The organism is Pseudomonas sp. GW101-3H06, assembly GCF_059424605.1.
This window is the reverse complement of sequence record NZ_JBWKZO010000001.1, coordinates 3,828,492-3,848,901: the sequence shown is the minus strand read 5'-3', so window position 1 is coordinate 3,848,901 and position 20,410 is coordinate 3,828,492. Positions and strand designations below refer to the sequence as shown.

The window sequence follows — 20,410 nt, the reverse complement described above, 5'->3', positions numbered from 1 at the left end:
GCAGCAAGCATGACGCAATCCCAACGCTTCGACGTCCCGACAATCACCACATTCGTCGAGCAACTGTTCGAAAAAGCCGGGGCCGATGCCGAGGTCGCCCGGGTGGTGACCCGGGTACTGCTCGAAGGTGAACTGCTGGGTCATCGTACCCACGGCCTCAATCTGGTGAGCCGCTATATCGGCGGCATGCTCACAGGACAGGTCAAGGCCCGTGCCGGGATGCTCGAACAGGTTTCCGATAGCGGCATTTCGTCTCTGTTTGACGGCCACTATGTGCTCGGCCCTTATTGTGTCAGCCGTGCGCTGGATAGCGCGGCGCATGGTGCCACGCAGCAGGGCATCGGTATCGCCGTGGTGCGCCGAGCTTCGCACATCGGTTGTCTGGCCGCTTATCTGAAGCCCTTCACGGATCGTGGCCTGGTGGCCATGGTGTATTCCTCGGACCCATCGGCGGGGCTGGTGTGCGCCCACGGCGGAATCGATCCGATCTACACGCCTAACCCGATTGCCGCCGGCATCCCGACCCGGGGCGAGCCGATCTTGCTGGACGTGAGCATGTCCACCGTTACCCTGGGCCTGGTCGGACAATGCCGCGATGCGGGCAGCACACTGCCGCACCCGGTGCTGATGAGCAATGAGGGCCGATTGAGCAACGACCCGGCCGACTTCTTCACCACGCCGCCGGGCAGCATCCTGCCTCTGGGCGGCCAGGCCTTCGGACACAAGGGTTTTGCCCTGGCGATTCTGGTCGAGGCGCTGACCTCGGGCCTGGCCGGCCACGGGCGCAAGGATGCCCCGGACCAATGGGGCGCTTCGGCCACGGCCGTGGTGATTGACCCACGGTTCTTCGGCGGACTGGAGGCCTTCACTGACGAAAGCTCGTTCCTGAGCAAATTGATCCTGGCGAGCCGACCGGTCGACCCCGAGCGCCCGGTGCGCCTGCCTGGCCAGGCCGGCCTGAAGCTGCGTGAGCAGGCCCTGCGCGAAGGCGTGAGCCTGGCGCACAAGGTGGTCGATGAGCTCAACAAGACTGCCGGGCAGTTGCAATTGCCAGCCCTTTCGCAATGACCGATAACGACAACAAGAGTGCAGACATGACCAACGAATCGAAAACCCAGGCACCCCTGCAACTGAGTAAAAATGCCGCCGTATTCAACAACGGCAGTTGGGTCGGACGCGTCTGGCTGCCCGGCCAGGGGCCTGCCGTGGTGCTGGTCAAAGACGGTGCCGCGCACGATATCAGCGCCCATGTGGCGACGGTATCGGCCCTGCTTGAACTGGCTGACCCGGTGGCGTACTTGCGTGCCTTGCCCTTGGCCGAGGCCTTGATCGAATTGCCGGCGTTGCTCGACAACAGCGACCCGAGCCTGCGCGATGAAACCCGCCCATGGTTGCTGGCGCCGATCGACCTGCAGGCGGTCAAGGCCGCTGGCGTGACCTTCGCCACCAGTCTGCTGGAGCGTGTGGTCGAAGAGCAGGCCAAGGGCGATCCGGCCAAGGCCGACGCGATCCGCGACACCCTTGCCAGCCGCATTGGTGCCGACCTGTCGCAGATCGTCCCGGGCTCGGCCCAGGCCGAAGCCTTGCGCAAGGTGCTGGTGGAGCAGGGCCTGTGGTCGCAGTATCTGGAAGTGGGCATCGGCCCTGACGCCGAAATCTTCACCAAGGCGCAGCCGCTGTCGGCGGTCGGCCACGGTGCCGACATTGGCATTCACCCCAAGTCGAGCTGGAACAACCCGGAGCCGGAAGTGGTGCTGGCGGTGTCGAGCAACGGCACTATTCAAGGCGCCATGCTCGGCAATGACGTCAACCTGCGTGACTTCGAAGGGCGCAGCGCCTTGCTGCTGTCCAAGGCCAAGGACAACAACGCCTCTACCTCACTGGGGCCGTTGCTGCGTCTGTTCGATGAGACCTTCGGTCTGGATGATGTGCGTAACGCAGAAGTGAATTTGCGCGTCGAAGGCCAGGACGGTTTCATCCTCGATGGCCGCAGTTCGATGAGCCAGATCAGCCGCGACCCGGCTGACCTGGTCCAGCAGACGCTCAATGAAAACCATCAATATCCCGACGGCCTGGTGCTGTTTCTCGGTACCCTGTTCGCCCCCAAGCAGGATCGCGACCAGCCGGGCAGCGGTTTCACCCACAAGCTGGGTGATGTGGTGGCGATCAGCAACCCGCAGTTGGGTACCTTGTGCAACCGCGTGACCACCAGCGACCTGGCGCCACAATGGGACTTCGGCCTGCGCTCGCTGATCCACAGCCTGAGCCGACGCGGTCTGCTCGAGGCGGCAGTGACGGCGCGCCAGCCCTGATGTTTGGTTAACCCCAGGGATGAGCGTGGCACCGGTAGAAGGATCGCTCCGGCATTGAAACCGCTGCAATAACAATAATAAAGGCCACCAGATGAACAAACTGAAGAAGTACCAAAGCATCACCGTTGTCTTCCTGCTATTGATCGGCATCGTCAATTACCTGGACCGTAGTGCGCTGTCGATCGCCAACACCTCGATCCAGAAGGACATGATGATCAGCCCTTCGCAGATGGGCATTCTGTTGTCGGCGTTTTCCATCGCCTACGCCTTTGCGCAACTGCCGATGGGTCTGATCATCGACCGCCTGGGCAGCAAAATCGCCCTGGGTGCTTCGTTGCTGGCCTGGTCGGTGGCGCAGTCGGCCTTCGGCATGGTCAACAGCTTCGCCGGCTTCATGGGCCTGCGCGTGCTGCTGGGGATTGGCGAGGCGCCGATGTTCCCCTCGGCGGCCAAGGCCCTGTCCGAATGGTTCGATGCCAACGAGCGCGGAACGCCGACCGGGATCGTCTGGTCGTCGACCTGCCTGGGCCCATGCCTGGCGCCGCCCTTGTTGACCCTGTTCATGGTTAATTTCGGCTGGCGCGGGATGTTCATCATCACCGGCGTCATCGGCATCGTCCTGGCCCTGTGCTGGTTGACCTTCTACAAGAGCAAGGCGCAATACCTGGCCGAACTCGCGGCTGAAGGCAAACCGTTGCCGACCGAGAACAAACCGCAAGTGGCCACCTCACAGGCGCCGAAAGTTTCTTACTTTGCCGGCTGGCTCGACCTGTTCAAGCACCGCAGCACCTGGGGCGCGGTCCTGGGCTTCATGGGCGTGATCTACATGTTGTGGCTGCACCTGACCTGGCTGCCCGGCTACTTCGAGCGCGAGCACGGCATGAACCTGTACAAGACCGCGTGGCTGGTGTCGCTGGCCTATGGCTTCGGCGCGGTGGGCACCATTGTCGCCGGGCGCTTCTGCGACATGCTGGTACGCCGTGGCATGAGCATCCTGGCCAGCCGCAAATTCGGCGTGATCACCGGCCTGGTGCTGGCGGCGCTGTTCACCTTGCCGCTGTCGTATGTCACCGGCCTGACCGGTTGCATCATCCTGCTGTGCCTGGCGCTGTTCAGCATCAACATGGCCAGCGCCACGGCCTGGATGATCGTCAACACCATCGTCGACAGCCGCCGGGTCGCCTCGTTCGGTTCGATCCAGAACTTCGGCGGCTACATCGCCGGTTCCGTCGCACCGATCGTCACCGGCTTCAGCATCCAGTACTCGGGTTCGTTCAACACCGCGTTCATGATCAGTGCGGTGGTGGCGCTGTGCTCGGCCCTGGCGTACTTCCTGCTGCTCAACGCGCCGATTGGCAGTGCCGAGCCTGCGCCTGAACACATCGTGGGTGTGACTGAGTAAGGGATGTACTAACACCTGTAGGAGCGAGCTCTGCTCGCGATGGACGTCAACGATAACGCGTGCAGTCTGAATGAACGCAGTTGTCCAGCGTTTTTCGCGAGCAAGCTTCGCTCCTATACTTACCGTTGCCCATCCGGCCGAGTAAGCCTTACACCGCCCTCAATTCTTTCGATGAAGTTCCCATAAGGATGAGCCTCAATAAATTTTCCTTCGTCGTCTAATAGAATAATGCTTTCACCCTCGACTTCGGGCCCTGGTGAGTTTGGGAGAAAGTCAATCGTTACATCGTCTTTTTTTCTTACTCGTTTTATTGCTAATTTTAATTGCCAGTATTGGCGGTTCCATTAGTGTGTCGTTGCTCATCTTTGGATGTTGCTTTGTGCGTATAGGTTTTCTCTAAATTATTGAAATGCTCATAATAATCGACATTCATGGCGTTAAAGTCTCTATGGTTTGGGCTAAGCTCGTAGAATGCCTCTTTTGTATGAAGATAGTTTTTATACCTCGTTGAAAACGAAAACATATCTGGCGATACCATGTTGGGGAACCGAATAATGTCGTCCTCACGAAGAAGAATAATATCACTTCCAATCCATCCAAGTATCCCGTGGGGGAGTCTGTCACCCCTGGTATATTCAAAGTCTTTATTGCAACTGAGGCCGTTTCCCGGACAGCGAACTGGGGTGAATGCACGAAACTGGCTCAACTCAATATTTTCAGTTGGTTTCCCGCTTAAAAATTGCGATTGTCCACTTTGCGATACGTTAAATCTGCTCCATATTTCTTTACTTCCAAACGGAAATACGACCGAAAAATCCTTTGGGTCGGCGCCATCAATTTTTATATTTTGGAAATAGACCGCATTTTCATCTTTTGCGTAGTTCGACAGCTGTTTTTGTTTCCAATCAGCATGCTCCGTGCTGCTACGTTCTAATGGTTGAAATTCGTTTGAAAATTTAGCGGTTCTTTTAAGTTGACGCTCTTCAATATGGCGAACATTATTTACCCCTGATCTAATGCACTTCCACGAAGTGAGGTTGTGAAAGAATGCCCCCATACCAGAAAGGCAGGGTCGCTCCTCGTAATCACGTGTTGTCATCCAATAGACTTGCCCTCTCTTAACAACGTAGTTGCTCGAAACAGACAGTAGATTGCGAGTGCATTTTCCCGGCTTTCCATCGGTTATTTCGCGGCAGATTTTCATATCCGCGGTTTCCTGTTTCGGCTTTGGCCGGGTGAGCGAAGATGCATCACACCCGATCAGCAATGTGCTCAATCCGACGATCAAACAATATTCAGGCTTCACCCAGCAGCCTCCATTCAATGTTTTCTTCCTCGACAGTTATTCGATCGGCGAGCAGGAATCGGCTGTGACGGTGCTGAACGTTGAGGGTGGGCATGATTTCGCCCTTTGCAAAACGCCGGGACTCGAGATTTCGCAAGCTCGAAAAGGGTTGGCCAGCGATACAGTTCGCCTGCCAGTAACCGGTATGCGTACAGGCTTGGCCGCTGAAGCAGATCGGTCTTTTGAGGTAGTCGATCTCTATAAATGCCGAGGAGCCCGGCATGGGCCTTCCGGTGGCAGGCTCGAGGCGTTTGGCCTTGGCCAGTTGATGAATCAGCGCTTCGCCGGGTTTTTCGGGTGGCATGTTGGCCTGGCGTTCTTCGAGCCATTGCAGCTTGCCGTCCCAGGCGGGGAGTTTGGCGGGCGGTAACGGGACGATCTCGTTGATTTCGGGGACTTTGGGATTGGCGTAGGAGTAGCCCGAAAGGTATTTCCAGATTTTTTCGTAGCGATCGGCTCGTTCGAGGTCTTCCTGCTGACCCAGGTAGTACAGCCGATCATCCGGCTTCGGTCCACGGAAGCCATGGCTCAAAAAAGAAGCCGAGGTGCTGTCGCCGGCCGCTACTCCAAGCTGGAAGGCTTCAACGGCTTCCTGATACTGCCCATCTGTCGAATGATCTATACCTAGTGCTCCGGCAGCGTCACCATTTCCTTGTTCAGCAGCGCAACGGCGCATTTGCCGGGCAATATCCGGGGCAATGTTGATCGGCGCCAACTTGTCGGCGACATAGGCTTGAGCGAGGGCACTACCTTCATCAGCGGCTTTTCGGTAATAACGCAGGGCCATTAATCGATCCTGCTGCAACCCAGCCGCGCCGTGCTCCAGGAAGATGCCGACAAAGTAATATCCCGACGCTACCCCCGCATCAATCAGTTGCTCACTCATGCGCAAATGCTCTTCACCACGGACCTTGAAAGTACCGCGCATCGCTCCGTTCTGCAGGTTGATATTGGCCTTGTAATGGCCATTCTCACTGGCGATGCGATACAGGCGCTCAATTTGCCCATCAACTGCTTCGTCTTGCTTGAGTTGGTTGTTCTTTTGTAGCCAGCGTGCGTACTGGAACAACACATCGGTCTCGGTGGATGGAGCGGGAATCTGCTCGTGCGCACAGTTGAAGGCCATCTTGGCCTTGACTTCATTTAAAGGGTTCAAGGGCGTTTCCTTGGTCGTATTGGAAGAAGGATTACTAGTATCGCAAGCGACCAGCACCAAGCAGGACAGCAGCAAGATCCAACGCATCAGTCGAGGTCCGACAGCTTTGATTCGCCGTAATAGAACTCCACGAGGGGGGCGTATGGAGTCATCTGTTTTAATTGAAGGTCTTTGTTTCGCTTGATGATGTCTTCCCAGGCTTCAAACGCTTTTTCCGGATCATCCTGCGCCCCCATCCCATTCGTATGCATCTCCCACAACCGCCGCCGCAACGCCTGCGTCACACTCGCCCACTCATGGGCGATATTCAGTTCGCTATCCACCTGCATGCTGCGGGTGTTGATGTTGGCCGAGCCGTGGGTGGTGAACACATCGTCGACGATCATCAATTTGGAGTGGATGTACACGTCCATCCATTTTTTGCCTGCGGGCGAGTCGGGAGCGACCAGCGAGCACACATGGACCTTGAGCCCGGGGAACTCCCTGGTAGCCAAAACTTCTTTTTCAATTTCTGCGATTTGGTTGTTCAGACTGCGTTGGCGCCAAGCGTTGGACCAGGCTTTGCGCCGCTGATCTTCCCTGGCCCTGTCGCTGAGATCGGTTGCGCCCAATGCGTCGGTGAGGTTGGTCAGCATGACCAGGGCGTGCGCCTCCAGGCGTTCGCTAAGGCTGAGTTCCTGTACGGCTGCCTCGGTTTTTGCCTGTTCGATACGCCGTAACCTGGTGATTTTCGGCATGGTTTCACCGCGCCCGAGGCTTTCGAGCATGCGTTGGGTGTTCACGGTGCCGGAGCCAATGCCACCGTCACTGGCATTGGTGACGACGAACAGATGCAAGTTGCCATGGATGGCGGGGTCACGACCGGCCTTGGTCTGGCCGGCGGCGACCGCCTTGATCAGTTCGGCCAGGGGTGGCCAGCGAAAGTACTGGTTCTCGATGTAGATGAACTGGGTCGCGTTGTTGGCGGCTTGCAGGTAAAGCTGTTCGATGTCACGTATGCCTTCCTGGGCTTGGGTGCGCAGGATTTGCGCGATTTGTCGGGAGGCCTGCGGGACACATTGAAGTTGCGGTCCCACCTGCATGGCCTGGCGCGGGGCGAGCAGATCCTCGCCGGTTTCCTTGCGCCAGGCACTGGCGAAGTTGTGGTGCAGGTGTTCCAGGATCGGCCCACTGACGCGACTGGAAATGTCCTGGCGCGGGGTGTCGCCACGCGGTCCGCGATTGGGTGCCGGTTTGCCATCTTTGCCGCGCTTCAGTGCCGTATGAGCATCTGTATCCCAGTACTCGTCGAGCATGTTGTGGCCCATGACGAAACCGACGGCGCGGTCCGCCAACTCATAGTCGACGAGCACTGTTTTTTGATGATGAGTCGCTGTCGCCGTGAGGATGAATTGCGTACTGGCGCTGATCTGCGGGTCATGGCTTTTGTACATTGCCTGATAGGCGACTTCGGCCCTTTCAAACAAACTGAAACCGCGACTGACGAACACTGGCGTCCCGCGAGCGGCCTGAAGCGCGGCGGCCATGTTGTCAGCCGTCGCATAGTTGGCAAACCAGTAACGGTCATAGGCGTATTGGTCGTCCGTGGAGGGTTGCAACTCTCGATCGTAGTATCGGAACGGGCCTTTGCCGGGCAGGTTGGCTTCTCCGGCCTTGCCTGCGGTGTTGTATGGCATCTCCCACCCCAGTATCCGAACCTTGACGCCTTCGCGAGCCTTGGCCAACAGCAGTTCACCGATGCACGGCGATATGCCGTCGCGGATGAAGTACATCGACGGCTGGAAGCCCCAGCAAATGATGTCGACAGAGGTTTTGGCATTCACAATGGCCTCATGTACCGCACGGAATGCTTCTTCGCCGTTGATCAACGGTTCATAAGTCGCCATGGCGGGCGGATACTCGGTGTCCTGCACGTACCAGGGCGGGGTACAAGTCACCTCTTGAGTATGCTGCAGTGCGACTGGCACCACTATTTCGTATTGGCTCATGGCGTTTTCCCTTGCTGATCATTGATTCCTTGCAGCACCGCGTCGTACAACGCCCGGTGATCGGTATGCGAATTGGGTTGATTCACTTCTGCTTTGGTTTTTGAGCGGTGGTTATGAAAGCCACGATTGGCCAAGCAGGCCTGTTCGGAATTGCGATATTCGGTGGGCACCGGAATCTGATAGCTCACACCGTTGGCCATCAACAATCGGTAGCCCCGCGTGACTTGAAAGCTCGATAAGCTCTCAAGAAGCAGACGTGAATGAATATAAGAAATGTCCGAGGTTGGTGTGGGATGCGTCCTAGTGTCCTAGGGGGATGGCTATAGGATTTCTTACTGTCTCACCGAAGGTGGGAGGTAGCGCGACTTTTACGGGGGGGAACCTCGGCAGGCTCGATCGATCCGCTTAAGTAGAAGATCAAAAGCATTGCTGACTTGGGCAGCCCTTGCAGGAAAACACACCCGTTTGGGGAGGTGAAGCTTGCCCGCGAAGATGGGCGGTCGGGCGCATCCTTTGACTGGGACTGCCGTCTTCGCAAGCAAGTTTCGCTTCTTACAGCGCCTGGAAAGTGGAGTCGCCTTAAGAGCGCTTCTCCAAAGCCGCCTCGGCCGCCGCAATCTCCGCCTGGCGTTTGACGATCACATCACCCACTGGCGGCCCTTGGAATCTGCGGGCCTCAAACCCGAACCAGACAATGGCCGTCAGCACCAGGAACCCGATGGTGATGTACAACGCCCAATCGTTCGGTGGCTGGATGCCGATCACGAAGATGATCACCATCGACAACACCGAGAGCAGGGCAAACACCGTGTACCAGAAGCGGCCCATGTTCCAGGGGCCCATGGTCGGCCATTTCGAGTTGCCGTAGGCAAACAGGCCCAGCACGATGGGAATGACGAACGAGAAGAACAGGAAGATCACCGTGCAGGACACCACGATGGTGTAGACCGGCGTTTCACCAATCGAGATCACGGAAGAACCCCAGACGAACAACACCGCCAGCGTGGCGCCGGTCCAGATGGCGGCGACCGGGCTGCGGAAGGTTGGCGAAACCGAGGCCAATGCCTTGGAACACGGCAGGCCGCCATCGCGGGAAAACGCGAAGATCATGCGTGAAACCGAGGTCACAGTGGCCAGGCCGCAGAGCACTTGCGAGATGAAAATCGCCACGAACAACGCATCTTTGAGCAACGGGTTCACCTGGGTGTTCATGGCCCAGAAAAACACACTCCAGCCTTGCTTGGCCGCTTCGTCCATGCTCGGCAGCATCAGCACGAAGGCGCTGAGCATGACCCAGCCGAACAGCAGCGACCAGACCACCGACATGACCATTCCGCGTGGCACTGACATGGCGGCGTTGCGGGTTTCCTCGGACGTGTGCGCGGAGGCGTCGTAGCCGGTGATGGTGTAGATTGGCAGCAACAGACCGAGCATAAAGACCCAGGCGTTGGACACCTCTGGCCAGACACCGCCGCCTGCGGCTCCAGAATAGTTGCCGAAGGTCACCAGGCGGGAGAATTCGTAACTGGGGGCCGAGATCAGGCAGACGATGGTCAGCGCCAGGGCCGTGGCGAAGATCAGATAGCCGGAGAAGTCGGTGAGTTTCGCGGTCAGGCCGATCCCCAGGTGGTTACACAGGGCCTGGAGACCGGTGAGGATCGCCAGGAAAATCACCCGTGTCGTGGTGGTGTCTTCCATGCCCAGCGCCGGCCCGAAGGCACCGAAAAAGAAGTAATAGGTGCCGACGTTGATCGCACCGAGCACTGTGACCAGCCCCAGCAGGTTGAACCAGGCCGTGAGCCAGCCGGTGAAGCGGTTGCCGAGGATCGAACCCCAGTGATACAGGCCGCCAGCGGTGGGGTAGGCTGAAGAAATCTGCGCCATGGCCAGGGCGAACACTCCGGAAATCAGGCAACCAATTGGCCAGCCGATGCCGATCGAGGCACCACCCGCGCCCGAGGTACCCTGGGCGAGGGAGTTGATGCCGCCGGAGAGGATGCAGATGATCGAAAAGGAAATCGCAAAGTTGGAGAAAACGCCCATTCGTCGCGAGAGCTGCTGGGCATAGCCCATGCTGTGCAGCACTTTGACGTCATCGTCGTGCGCGTCGGTGCCGGGCTGGCTTGCTGGGTTCATTGTCGTGTGCCCCTTCAGGTTTTGATACGCATCCACCCGGAACGCCGGACGGCCTGGTCTTCAACCCCTTGTCGTACTGCTCCTGTTTCCCACCGGTGAAACCTGCCCATTCGACCCTGGACAGTCGACTGCTCCTACAGACGGCCGTGATACGCCGCTTCGAAAATTTCTGCCACGCCGGCCCGGGTCAGCGGCAGCGGGTTGCCACCGGCGGACGGATCGACAATCGCCATGTCGGCGATCAGGTCTGCCTGCTTGTCATCCACCCCCAGTTCAAACAGCGTATGCGGCACGGCGATGTCCTTGCGCAGTTTGAGGACAAAGGCCAGGAAGCTGTCGAAGCCCGGGGAGGGCAGATGCAAGTAAGCCGCCAGGCGCGTGATGCGTTCCTCGATGGCCGGGCGATTGAATTTCAGGACATAGGGCATCAGGGTGGCGTTGGTCATGCCGTGGTGGGTGTCGTACAGCGCGCCGATCGGATGTGCCAGGGCGTGCATGCCGCCCAGGCCTTTCTGGAAAGCGGTGGCGCCCATCGCCGCGGCGGCGAGCATCTGCCCGCGCGCATCGAGGTCGGACGGGGTGTGCACCGCGCGCACCAGTGCATTGGCCACCAGGCGCATGCCTTCTACCGCGATGCCATCGGCCATGGGATGAAAACCGGGGGCACAGTACGATTCCAGGCAGTGCGATAACGCGTCCATGCCGGTTCCAGCGGTGACTTTTGCCGGCATGCCGACGGTCAGGGCCGGGTCGCTGATGACCACCCGTGGCATCATTTTCGGGTGGAAGATGATGCGTTTGGTGTGGGTGCGATCGTCGATGATCACCGCCGCGCGGCCCACTTCAGAGCCGGTGCCGGCGGTGGTCGGCACTGCGATGACCGGAGCGATGCGGCTTTCATCGGCACGGGTCCAGTAGTCGCCGATGTCCTCGAAATCCCACACCGGCCGGGTCTGCCCGCTCATGAACGCAATGAGCTTGCCCATGTCCAGGCCACTGCCGCCGCCAAAGGCCACCACACCGTCATGGTTGCCCGCGCGCCAGGCCTCGAGCCCGCCGGCCAGGTTGGCTTCGACCGGGTTGGGCTTGAGGTCGCAAAACAGCGCGGCGCCCAGCCCCGCGTTGCGCAAGGCATCCAGTGCCGCGGTGGTGATCGGTGCCCGCGCCAGGCCGCTGTCGGTCACCAGCAGCGGTCGCTGGATACCCTGGCTGCGACAGACCTCGGCCAGTTCGCTGATGCGGCCGACACCGAAGCGAATGCTCGTGGGGTAGTTCCAGTTTCCAGTCAGGCTCATGGCTCAAATCTCGTGGCGCAAATGGAAGGATTTGGCTCGGGTCAGGTGTTCATAGCCCAGGCGCGACAGCGTCACGCCGCGCCCGCTGTTCTTCACGCCGGTCCAGGCCAGGGCCGGATCGAGGTAATCGCAGCGGTTCATGAACACGGTGCCGGTTTCGATCTCGTTGCCCAGGCGTTCGGCGGCGGCGAGGTCCTGGGTCCAGATCGAGGCACTGAGCCCGAACTCACTGTCATTCATCAAGGCGATGGCTTGGTCATCGCTGGTCACCGGCATGATGCCGACCACCGGGCCGAAGCTTTCATCACGCATGACTGACATTTGATGGGTCACGTCGACCAATACTTGGGGTGCGAGGTAGGCGCTGCCCGGTACATCAGCGGCAAAGTCTTGTGGACCGATCAGTGCCTTGGCGCCCTGGCTCAGTGCGGCGGCGATCTGGTCGCGGACAAAATCAGCAGCCTGCGGATTCACCAGCGGACCGAGGGTGGTGGCTTCGTCCAGCGGATTGCCCAGTACGTACTGGCGGGTGAGGGCGGCGAAACGCTCGACAAACGCCGGGTAGAGGCCTTGATCGACATAGATGCGCTCCACGGCGCAGCAGCTCTGCCCGGAGTTGAAGAAGCTGCCGTCCACCAGGTTTTCCACCGCGTGGTCGAGGTTGGCATCGGCGCGAACGTAAGCCGGATCCTTGCCGCCGAGTTCCAGGCCCATGCCGAGAAAACGTCCGGCGGCAGCGCTTTCCATGGTTCTGCCGCCGCCCACCGAACCGGTGAAATTCACCTGCTGGACGCGAGCAGAAGCAATGATCCTGCCCGTCTGCTCATGGTCGAGTACCAGGTTCTGGAACAGCCCTTCAGGCAGATTGGCGCGGCGAAAGGCTTCGGCGAAACGTTCGCCCACCAGCAGCGTTTGCGAAGCGTGCTTGAGGATGACGCTGTTGCCGGCCAGCAACGCCGGAATGATCGTGTTGACGGCAGTCAGATAGGGGTAATTCCACGGGGCGATCACCAGCACCGTGCCCAGCGGTTCGCGTTTGACATACCGGCGAAAACCGTAGATGGGCGAGGGTTCGACGGTGGCCAATGCCTCAGGCGCAATGGCGATCATGTGCCGCGCACGCTCGTCAAAACCACGCAGTTCACCGGTACCATAGCGCACCGGGCGGCCCATCTGCCAAGCCAGTTCCGGGGCTATTTCATCTTTCATGACCAGCATCGCGTCCACTGCGGCATTGCAAAAAGCCGCGCGTTCGCCCAGTGGCCGGCGTTTCCATTGCGCCTGGGCGGTTGCGGCCGCATCCAGTGCCTTGTCGAGCTGGGCCGCATCGGCGCAGGGGCGTTCGGCGTAGACCCGGCCATCGACCGGTGAGATGAGTTGAATCGTCGAGGTCATGGTGTTCTCAGTAGCGCTCGAAGCCGCGCTGCAGTTCCCAGTCGGTGATCCGCCGGTCGTACTCTTTCTGTTCCCACTCGGCGGTGTGCACGTAGTGGTCGATGACTTCATCACCGAACGCCTCGCGCAACATGCTCGAACCCTTGAGCGCCGCGCAGGCATCACGCAGGGTCTTGGACACTTCGGGCAAGTGCTCGTCGACGTAGGCATCGCCCTCGTAAGGCGGGTCGAGGCTGAGCTTTTCGTCGATCCCCGCCAGCCCCGCGGCGATCAGCGCGGCGAAGGCCAGATAGGGGTTGAGGTCGGCGCCGCCAATGCGGCATTCAATGCGGATCGACTTGCTTTCTTCGGCGCACAAACGGAAGCCGGCGGTGCGGTTGTCGCGGCTCCACACCGCGCGGGTCGGGGCGAAGGTGCCGGCCTGAAAGCGTTTGTAGGAGTTGATGTAGGGCGCGAGAAAACAGGTGATGTCGTTGGCGTACTTGAGCTGTCCGGCCACCCAGGAACGCATGAGTTTCGACATGCCGAACTCGGCCTTGGCGTCGAAAAACAGCGGCTTTTTCGCGTTTTTGTCCCACAGCGAATTGTGGATATGGCTGCTGGAACCGGCGGCGTCGTAACGCCACTTGGCCATGAAGGTGATCGCCTTGCCTTGCAGTTGAGCGATCTCCTTGCAGGCGTGCTTGATGATGACGTGGTTGTCGGCCATGGTCATGGCGTCGGCGTAGCGAATGTTGATCTCTTCCTGGCCCGGCCCCCATTCGCCCTTGGAGTTCTCCACCGGGATGCCGCTGGCCTGAAGATGCTTGCGGATCGCCCGCAGCACCGGCTCTTCGCGGGTGGTCTGCAGGATGTTGTAGTCCTCGATGTAGTGGCCGGCGGTTTTCGGCTTGTGGTAATTGCGCTTGTGAATGGCCTCGTAACTCTCGTCGAACAGGTAGAACTCCAGTTCCGAGGCGAACATGCCGGTGTAGCCACGCTCACGCAGGCGCTCGACCTGTTTTTTCAGGATCGCGCGCGGGCTGTGGGGCAAGTCCCGGCGATGGTGATGGTCGAGCACATCGCACAGTACCAGGGCCGTGCATTCAAGCCAGGGCACCTTGCGCAAGGTGCGCATGTCGGGTTTGAGGACAAAGTCACCGTAGCCCTTGCTCCAGCTGGCGGCGGCGTAGCCCGGCACCGGTTCCATGTCGATGTCGTCGGCCAACAGGTAATTGCAGCAGTGGGTTTCTTCATGGCCGCTGTCGATGAAAAACTCGACCTGGAATCGCTTGCCGACCAATCGTCCCTGCATGTCGACCATGCACACCAGGACTGTATCGATTTCGCCAGAAGCGGCGGCACGCTTGAGTTCGTCAAAACTGAGGAAAGGCTCGGGCATCACGGCAAGTCCTGCGCAATTTGTGTGGGCCTGTCTGAAATAGCTGTTGCAGACGCTCTCCAGAACCACCCAAAACCTGCAGATGCGAGCATCGTGAGCAATAAGCTGCACTAAGCTTAGCCTACTGTCGCTTTTCGCAAGTTTTCGCGCATCGAGGCTTTGCGGGTCGGGCAGAACGGGACCGGGAAAGTGCCCATGGGCGCCGGCCGGTGCAGGCGCGCGGAGGAAAGAAGATGGCGAAGAAAAGAACGTACAAAACCTACGGAAACCTCAAAGGTCAGTACCCGAATTATCTGGACGCGGTGGAGGCCCTGGGGACGGCGGTACGTCATGCCGGGCCCTTGAAGGAGAAGATGGTCCAGTTGATCCAGCTCGGCGCCGCGGCGGCCATTCGCTCCGAAGGCGCCGTGCACAGCCATACCCGACGGGCACTGGAGGCCGGTGCCACGCCGCAGCAGATCCGTCACGCACTGATCTCGCTGACCAGCACCATCGGTTTCCCGACGGTGGTGGCGGCGATCAGTTGGGCGGACGATGTGATGGGGGAGGGGCTGTAACGACCTTCAGCAGGTGATTGGATTCTCCTGCCTGAACGCCACCCGCAACTGCTCGATAATATGCTCGATCGAAGGCCCCTGAATGCTGGGCGGCTCCGGGCTCTCGCCAAATTCGCGCCAGATGAACAGGGTCAATTCCGCACCATCGGTCAGGGTATGGGCGTCGACACCCGCGCCGAAGTTCTTCAGCACCCGGTAACGCTCATCCTGGCAGAACAGATCCTCGACCCAGTGATACACCGGGATGAAGTGGAAATGGATGGGGAAGCGTGGGTCATGACCGAATCGACTGATATAGAGCCACTTCGGTTGCAGCTCCGATTGCATGGTTTTCTGGACTCGGGCCAGCAGAATCCCCATCTCGCCCAGTGCGTTGTCAGGAAGATCGGACAATGAACGGACAGGGTGCCTCGTCCCCAGCACCAGATAGCCAGGGAGCTTGGACGACATGTGATGATTGAGTATCCAGTGAGCGGTTTCATGGATGATGAAGCGTGGTGCTATGTCCATCGTTGGGTGTCCGTTGTCAAAGCGGGTAGGGAGAATGAGAAAGTCGCGCCGCCGTTTGGCTGACTGTCTGCCCAGATGCGTCCACCATGCAACTCTATTATCGAGCGGCAGATGGATAAACCGATTCCCATACCCTCTTCTTTGGTCGTGAAAAACGCATCAAACAGCAGCGCAAGGTGTTTTTGGTCAATCCCTGGGCCGTTATCGTGCACCTCCACCACCGCAAGACTCTCTTTCGCATGAATGCGCACGTGCAGCTCCCTGGGCAAATCCTTGCGGCCAATCATGGCCTGCAGGCTGTTCATGATCAGGTTGATTACCACCTGCTGGAGCTGGATTCGATCGCCCGACACCTTGGGCGAACAGCTTTCGACCTTGCGCGACAATAGCACCTGATGGCTCTGGATTTCCCGGTCAAGCAGGGCAAGTGAGTCTGCTACTACCGATTCTAGATCCAGTTCTTCGTAGTGCGAATCGCTTTTGCGGGTAAGGTCGCGAATTCGCCTGATGACCTCGCTCGCCCGGCGTGCATTGCTGGCTGCCCGGTGAATGGCGGCACGGGCTTCATCGAGGTCGGGTAACGGGCGATCGAGCCAGCGGTGGGCCGCTTCGGCACTGGAGGTGATTGCGGCCAGCGGCTGATTCACCTCGTGGGCAATGGAGGCTGCCATCTCGCCCAGAGTGGTATTTCGGCTGATGTGCGCCAGTTCGATCTGCGCGCGATGCAACTGTGCTTCGACATCATGGGTATGGGCTAACAAGCTCAATTGTTCCTGTAATGCATCACTGGTACGCCGGTTCTTCAAGGCCAGCCAGGTCGCCATGCCGATCGCCGTCAAGCTGACCAGGCAACGCGCCATGGCGGTGCTGAATGGATGGTCGAGGTGGGACAGGAAGAAGCCTGCCAGTGTCAGTGCGCCGCAAGTCAGTGCAACCCGGCGCAACCCGTCAATGGAGCATGAGCCCATGGCAATCATGATGACCAGGACGTACAGGACCGCCACCGCGATATCCAGTTCTGTGAGGGTGTCGACGACGAAAATCGCCAGCGTGGTTGCCCACAGTCCCAGGCACCTGGCGTTGGAACGCAAGGCGCCGGACAGGGCGTTCACCATGATCCGGCACCTGCGATTGGGTCGCGTCGCAATAACAAGGTCAACCCTTGATGAACGCCAGAAGGTCGCGGTTAATGACCTCGGCATGGGTGGTGCACATGCCGTGGGGCAGGCCGGGATAGGTTTTCAGCGTGCCATGCTTGAGCAGCTTGATCGACAAGTGTGCCGAGTCGGCAACCGGTACGATCTGGTCGTCTTCGCCGTGCAGCACCAGGGTCGGCACGTCGATGTTCTTCAGGTCATCGGTGAAGTCGGTTTCCGAGAAGGCTTTGATGCAGTCGTACTGCGCCTTGATCCCACCGTTCATGCCCTGGCGCCACCAGTTGTCGATGACGGCTTCGGAGACATGGGCGTTGGTGCGATTGAAGCCATAGAACGGCCCGGTGGGAAAATCCCGGTAAAACTGTGCGCGATTGTCGGCCACGGCTTTTCGCAAACCGTCGAAGACTTCCAAAGGCAAGCCTCCCGGATTGTTCGCGGTACGCAGCATGATCGGCGGCACGGCCCCGATCAACACCGCTTTGGCTACGCGACCACGGCCATGTTTGGCCACATAACGGGCCACTTCACCGCCACCGGTGGAGTGGCCGATATGCACGGCATTCCTGATGTCGAGGTACGCCATCAGCTCGGCGACGTCGGCGGCGTAGGTGTCCATTTCGTTGCCGCTGTCGGTTTGGGTCGAGCGACCGTGACCACGGCGATCATGGGCGATGACGCGGAAGCCCTGGCTGAGGAAAAACAGCATTTGCGTATCCCAGTCGTCGCTGGACAGCGGCCAGCCATGGTGGAATACGATCGGCTGTCCGCTGCCCCAATCCTTGTAGAAAATTCGCGTGCCGTCCTTGACTGTGATCATTCCCGAGCCTTTGCCCTTGCCGTTGGTCTTGCCAACCGCAGGCGTTGCCGCAGGTGCCTGCTGTGCTGCCAGCGCCGGGACCGTCACGGCCAGTGCCGCGGCTACCATGGCACCGCTGGTCATCAAGGCGCGACGGGTGGTTCCGCTTGTCTCATCAGTCATTTTTTCAATACTCATGTGCGTGCTGTGGTTAACGCTTGGCGCGGTCCAGGGCGCTCAGTCCGGCGACGGCACCGATTCCCTTGTCGCGGGGAATTTATGGACAAAGACGTGCGCTGACCACCAGACATGGGTGCATGCCATTAACGCTTTGGTATAGGCGCGAGACAGAGACTCCTTGTGGTAGCCGGCTCGCTCCCGCAGACGATGGTTTATTTACAGGGCCAACGTCAGTAGATTAGGCGGCGGTTTGCCGACCACCCAGCCTCACAACAAGGAAGAATCATGAACGTCAACTCATCCTCGTCCTCATCCAGCGCCTTGATCGCCGCCTATTCCTCTGCCGCCAACGCCAGGGTTGCCGATGGCAGGGGCAATATCGCCGACAGCGATCAGTCGGCGGACAAAACGCAGAATGATGATTCGGTGAGTTTGTCCGGCACGGCCACCGATTACAGTGATTCGATCGCCAGCAACGCACCGTATTTTCCGGTGCGGCCGGGGATGAACGCCGACGCGCTTATCCTGGGTGTCGCTAAACCCGGGGCGATTTCCAGTTCCAGGGACAAGACCTTTGCCGATGTTGCCATCGATGCCCGCAAGCGCATGGATGAAAAATACGCGTTGATGAAGGACAGCGGTAAGCCCTACGACAACAGCATTCAGGATCGCAATGCGCTGATGGGCGATCTGGATCGACGTTCGCTGTACGCCGTCGCCACCAACGAAGGCGGAAAGTTCACCAAGGAAGAGCAGACCGCGGCACAAGACCTGATGCGCCAGCAGGCGCAACTCGCCACCGGTTATTACGTCGGGCCGGAAGATCAAAAGAAGAACTGGCGAGATCCGTTCGCCAACGACCCGGTCGGCCGCGCCAAGGCGGCGCTGAACTTCCTGGACAACATGAGCCCCGAAGAAAAATCGACGCCGCAATGGTTGTCCCAGCGCGCAACCATCCAGACCGCACTGGACCAGGCCACCGCTGTCGACCCGGTGGAACTGGCGAAGAAAAAACAGCTGTACTTCCCGATCCTGGCCGAGATTCTGCAGAACGGCACCAGTTGGTTCGACAAGAAAGAGCCGGACGAAAACAAGTCCAGTGAGTTGCTGAACAGGCTTCAGGCGGTGGTTCAATCCGCGTAGGAGCAATGTTTGACTCCAGGCGGCATCCCGACGATGGGCATGAACGATAACGCATTAAATACCTGGAGCGAGCGCTGCTCGCGATGGTCGTCAACGATAACGCGTGCTGCCTGAATGACCGCGTTGTCCGGACGTTTTTCGCGAGCAGGGCTCGCTACCACAGGTATGCAACACGCCGGTCAGTCAGGGAAGGAGGGGTGACCGGGGCCGGCGATCCTCGCGATGCCGAAGTAACCGCCCCCTCAGCTTGAAACATTTTTAAATACTTCAGCTTATTTTTAGTTGTACGACGTCGTATCAATTATGGTCGACTGCGCCGGTTCTCAAAAATACAATAATGGAGATACCGTCTATGACCAGCGTCCCATCCGCTGTTCCCCAATCCGCGGCACCCACGCAAAGCCGTCTCGCCCGAACACTCAAGCTGCTTGGCCCGGGCATCATTGCCGTACTGTCCTGGCTGGGTGCAGGTGACCTGATCACGTCATCGGTAGCCGGAGCCAATTACGGCTACGCGATGATGTGGGTGCTGGCGGTCTCTCTGCTCTTGAGGTATTTGATCGTCAACATCATTGCCCGCTTCCAGCTGTGCAATAACCAGGGCATGACGATCCTGCAAGGCTATGCCCAGCTCCATCCGTTTTTTGCCTGGTTCATGCTCGGTTATGCCTTGCTGATGGGGCACTTGATGAACGCCTACATGATCAAGGGCGCGGGTGAGTCCCTGGCCATGTTGCTGAAGGTCGACTATCCATTGCTCTGTTCCGTGGCGGTGGTGCTGGCGGTCTGGTTGCTGGTCGGTCGCAATATCTATTCCATGATCGAAGGCGTCATGAAGGTGTTGCTGGCGATCATGACGCTGGCGTTTATTGCCCTGGCCGTGATGTCCGGTCCCGATGTCGTCGGCATCGTCAAAGGCACCATCGGTTTCAGCATTCCGCCCGATGAAGGTGTGCATGGTGCACTGCTGGTCGCGGTGTCGGTTATCGGCGCGGTTGCCGGTTCGATCGCCAACTTTGTTCACCCCTACGTCATGCGTCAAAAAGGTTGGGTCGGGCCTGAACACAAGCGCATTCAGCGTAACGACCTGCTGTTTGCGGTGTTCGTCGGGATCGTCATCAACCTGGCCATCTGGATCGTTGGCGCGGAGATCCTGCGACCGAACGGCATTGAAGTCAAAACCCTGGGCGACCTGGGCAAAGCGCTGGAAATCTTCTTCGGCCCGATCGGTTGGTATGTCTTTTTCATCGGCGTATTCGCGACCCTGTTCGCCAGTATTTCGGGCAAGACCACAGCCTTCCCGATGCTCATTACCGATGCGTTGCAACACGTCAGCCCCAAGCGCCGCGAACGTTACGGCAAAGAGTTCCACCATGACCCGATGCACAAGTGGTTCATGCTGTTCATTCTGGTGACGCCACTGATCTGGTCACTTCCGGGCATGCCGGATTTCGTGACGCTGACCATCGGTGTGAGTGCACTGAACATCATCGGCTTGCCGGTGATCTCCCTGGGGCTGCTGATCATGTCCAACCAGAAGTCATTGCTCGGCAAGCAATATCGCAACAACCTGTTTGAGAACATCGCACTGCTTTTCGCCACGGGCCTGGCGCTGTGGGTCGCGTTCCAATTGGGCGTCGATCTGTTCGCCTGACAT

Annotated in this window: 17 protein-coding genes; 6 read left to right on the top strand and 11 right to left on the bottom strand. The window is 59.0% G+C overall.

Annotated elements, in window-relative coordinates; genetic code table 11:
• Window positions 1-9 precede the first annotated feature (9 nt).
• The 3 genes from AC07ZE_RS17520 (at window position 10) to AC07ZE_RS17510 (ending at window position 3,714) form a co-directional block, all read left to right on the top strand.
• Complete coding sequence (locus AC07ZE_RS17520; protein ID WP_207265946.1) at window positions 10-1,068, top strand: Ldh family oxidoreductase; 1,059 nt, start codon at window positions 10-12, stop codon at window positions 1,066-1,068.
• Between the two features lie 26 nt (window positions 1,069-1,094).
• Window positions 1,095-2,312 carry a fumarylacetoacetate hydrolase family protein gene (locus tag AC07ZE_RS17515; protein ID WP_207265945.1) on the top strand — a complete coding sequence of 406 codons (1,218 nt, stop codon included), beginning with the start codon at window positions 1,095-1,097 and terminating at the stop codon, window positions 2,310-2,312.
• A 91-nt stretch (window positions 2,313-2,403) separates the two neighbouring features.
• A complete protein-coding gene (locus AC07ZE_RS17510; RefSeq protein ID WP_207265944.1) occupies window positions 2,404-3,714 on the top strand; it encodes an MFS transporter in 1,311 nt (436 codons plus the stop codon).
• Between the two features lie 319 nt (window positions 3,715-4,033).
• Here AC07ZE_RS17510 and AC07ZE_RS17505 read toward each other — a convergent pair whose 3' ends face one another.
• The 8 genes from AC07ZE_RS17505 to AC07ZE_RS17470 form a co-directional block, all read right to left on the bottom strand.
• A complete protein-coding gene (locus tag AC07ZE_RS17505) occupies window positions 4,034-5,020 on the bottom strand; it encodes a DKNYY domain-containing protein (protein WP_207265943.1) in 987 nt (328 codons plus the stop codon).
• Window positions 5,010-6,302: an SEL1-like repeat protein gene (locus AC07ZE_RS17500; protein WP_207265942.1), complete on the bottom strand. Its 1,293-nt coding sequence runs from the start codon at window positions 6,300-6,302 to the stop codon at window positions 5,010-5,012. Before AC07ZE_RS17500 ends, AC07ZE_RS17505 begins: the two co-directional genes overlap by 11 nt.
• Window positions 6,302-8,203: a phospholipase D-like domain-containing protein gene (locus AC07ZE_RS17495; protein ID WP_207265941.1), complete on the bottom strand. Its 1,902-nt coding sequence runs from the start codon at window positions 8,201-8,203 to the stop codon at window positions 6,302-6,304. The genes AC07ZE_RS17500 and AC07ZE_RS17495 overlap by 1 nt, the downstream gene beginning before the upstream one ends.
• Window positions 8,200-8,403, bottom strand: a complete 204-nt coding sequence (locus AC07ZE_RS17490; RefSeq protein ID WP_207265940.1) for a hypothetical protein — start codon at window positions 8,401-8,403, stop codon at window positions 8,200-8,202. The genes AC07ZE_RS17495 and AC07ZE_RS17490 overlap by 4 nt, the downstream gene beginning before the upstream one ends.
• 379 nt (window positions 8,404-8,782) lie before the next feature.
• Complete coding sequence (locus AC07ZE_RS17485; RefSeq protein WP_207265939.1) at window positions 8,783-10,339, bottom strand: amino acid permease; 1,557 nt, start codon at window positions 10,337-10,339, stop codon at window positions 8,783-8,785.
• 134 nt (window positions 10,340-10,473) lie between these two features.
• Window positions 10,474-11,634 carry an iron-containing alcohol dehydrogenase gene (locus AC07ZE_RS17480; protein ID WP_207265938.1) on the bottom strand — a complete coding sequence of 387 codons (1,161 nt, stop codon included), beginning with the start codon at window positions 11,632-11,634 and terminating at the stop codon, window positions 10,474-10,476.
• Window positions 11,635-11,637: 3 nt separating this feature from the next.
• Entirely contained in the window at window positions 11,638-13,029 is a 1,392-nt protein-coding gene (locus tag AC07ZE_RS17475; RefSeq protein ID WP_207265937.1) for an aldehyde dehydrogenase family protein, read from the bottom strand.
• 7 nt (window positions 13,030-13,036) lie between these two features.
• Entirely contained in the window at window positions 13,037-14,410 is a 1,374-nt protein-coding gene (locus AC07ZE_RS17470) for a glutamine synthetase family protein (protein WP_207265936.1), read from the bottom strand.
• A gap of 233 nt (window positions 14,411-14,643) precedes the next feature.
• Between AC07ZE_RS17470 and AC07ZE_RS17465 the strand changes: the two genes are divergently transcribed.
• Window positions 14,644-14,967 (top strand): carboxymuconolactone decarboxylase family protein, encoded by a 324-nt coding sequence (locus tag AC07ZE_RS17465; RefSeq protein ID WP_207265935.1) that lies wholly within the window; start codon window positions 14,644-14,646, stop codon window positions 14,965-14,967.
• Between the two features lie 6 nt (window positions 14,968-14,973).
• Here the strand turns inward: AC07ZE_RS17465 and AC07ZE_RS17460 are convergent, their stop codons facing one another.
• From AC07ZE_RS17460 to AC07ZE_RS17450, 3 genes are read right to left on the bottom strand one after another with little or no spacing between them, the layout of a single operon-like run.
• Entirely contained in the window at window positions 14,974-15,477 is a 504-nt protein-coding gene (locus AC07ZE_RS17460; protein ID WP_207265934.1) for an HIT family protein, read from the bottom strand.
• Window positions 15,468-16,592 carry a sensor histidine kinase gene (locus AC07ZE_RS17455; RefSeq protein WP_207265933.1) on the bottom strand — a complete coding sequence of 375 codons (1,125 nt, stop codon included), beginning with the start codon at window positions 16,590-16,592 and terminating at the stop codon, window positions 15,468-15,470. Before AC07ZE_RS17455 ends, AC07ZE_RS17460 begins: the two co-directional genes overlap by 10 nt.
• 40 nt (window positions 16,593-16,632) lie before the next feature.
• A complete protein-coding gene (locus AC07ZE_RS17450) occupies window positions 16,633-17,451 on the bottom strand; it encodes an alpha/beta fold hydrolase (protein WP_259332033.1) in 819 nt (272 codons plus the stop codon).
• A gap of 444 nt (window positions 17,452-17,895) precedes the next feature.
• Between AC07ZE_RS17450 and AC07ZE_RS17445 the strand changes: the two genes are divergently transcribed.
• Together AC07ZE_RS17445 and AC07ZE_RS17440 are read left to right on the top strand one after the other, a co-directional pair.
• Window positions 17,896-18,753 carry a hypothetical protein gene (locus AC07ZE_RS17445; protein WP_207265931.1) on the top strand — a complete coding sequence of 286 codons (858 nt, stop codon included), beginning with the start codon at window positions 17,896-17,898 and terminating at the stop codon, window positions 18,751-18,753.
• Between the two features lie 352 nt (window positions 18,754-19,105).
• Window positions 19,106-20,407 carry an Nramp family divalent metal transporter gene (locus AC07ZE_RS17440; RefSeq protein WP_259331965.1) on the top strand — a complete coding sequence of 434 codons (1,302 nt, stop codon included), beginning with the start codon at window positions 19,106-19,108 and terminating at the stop codon, window positions 20,405-20,407.
• The last annotated feature ends 3 nt before the right edge of the window (window positions 20,408-20,410 follow it).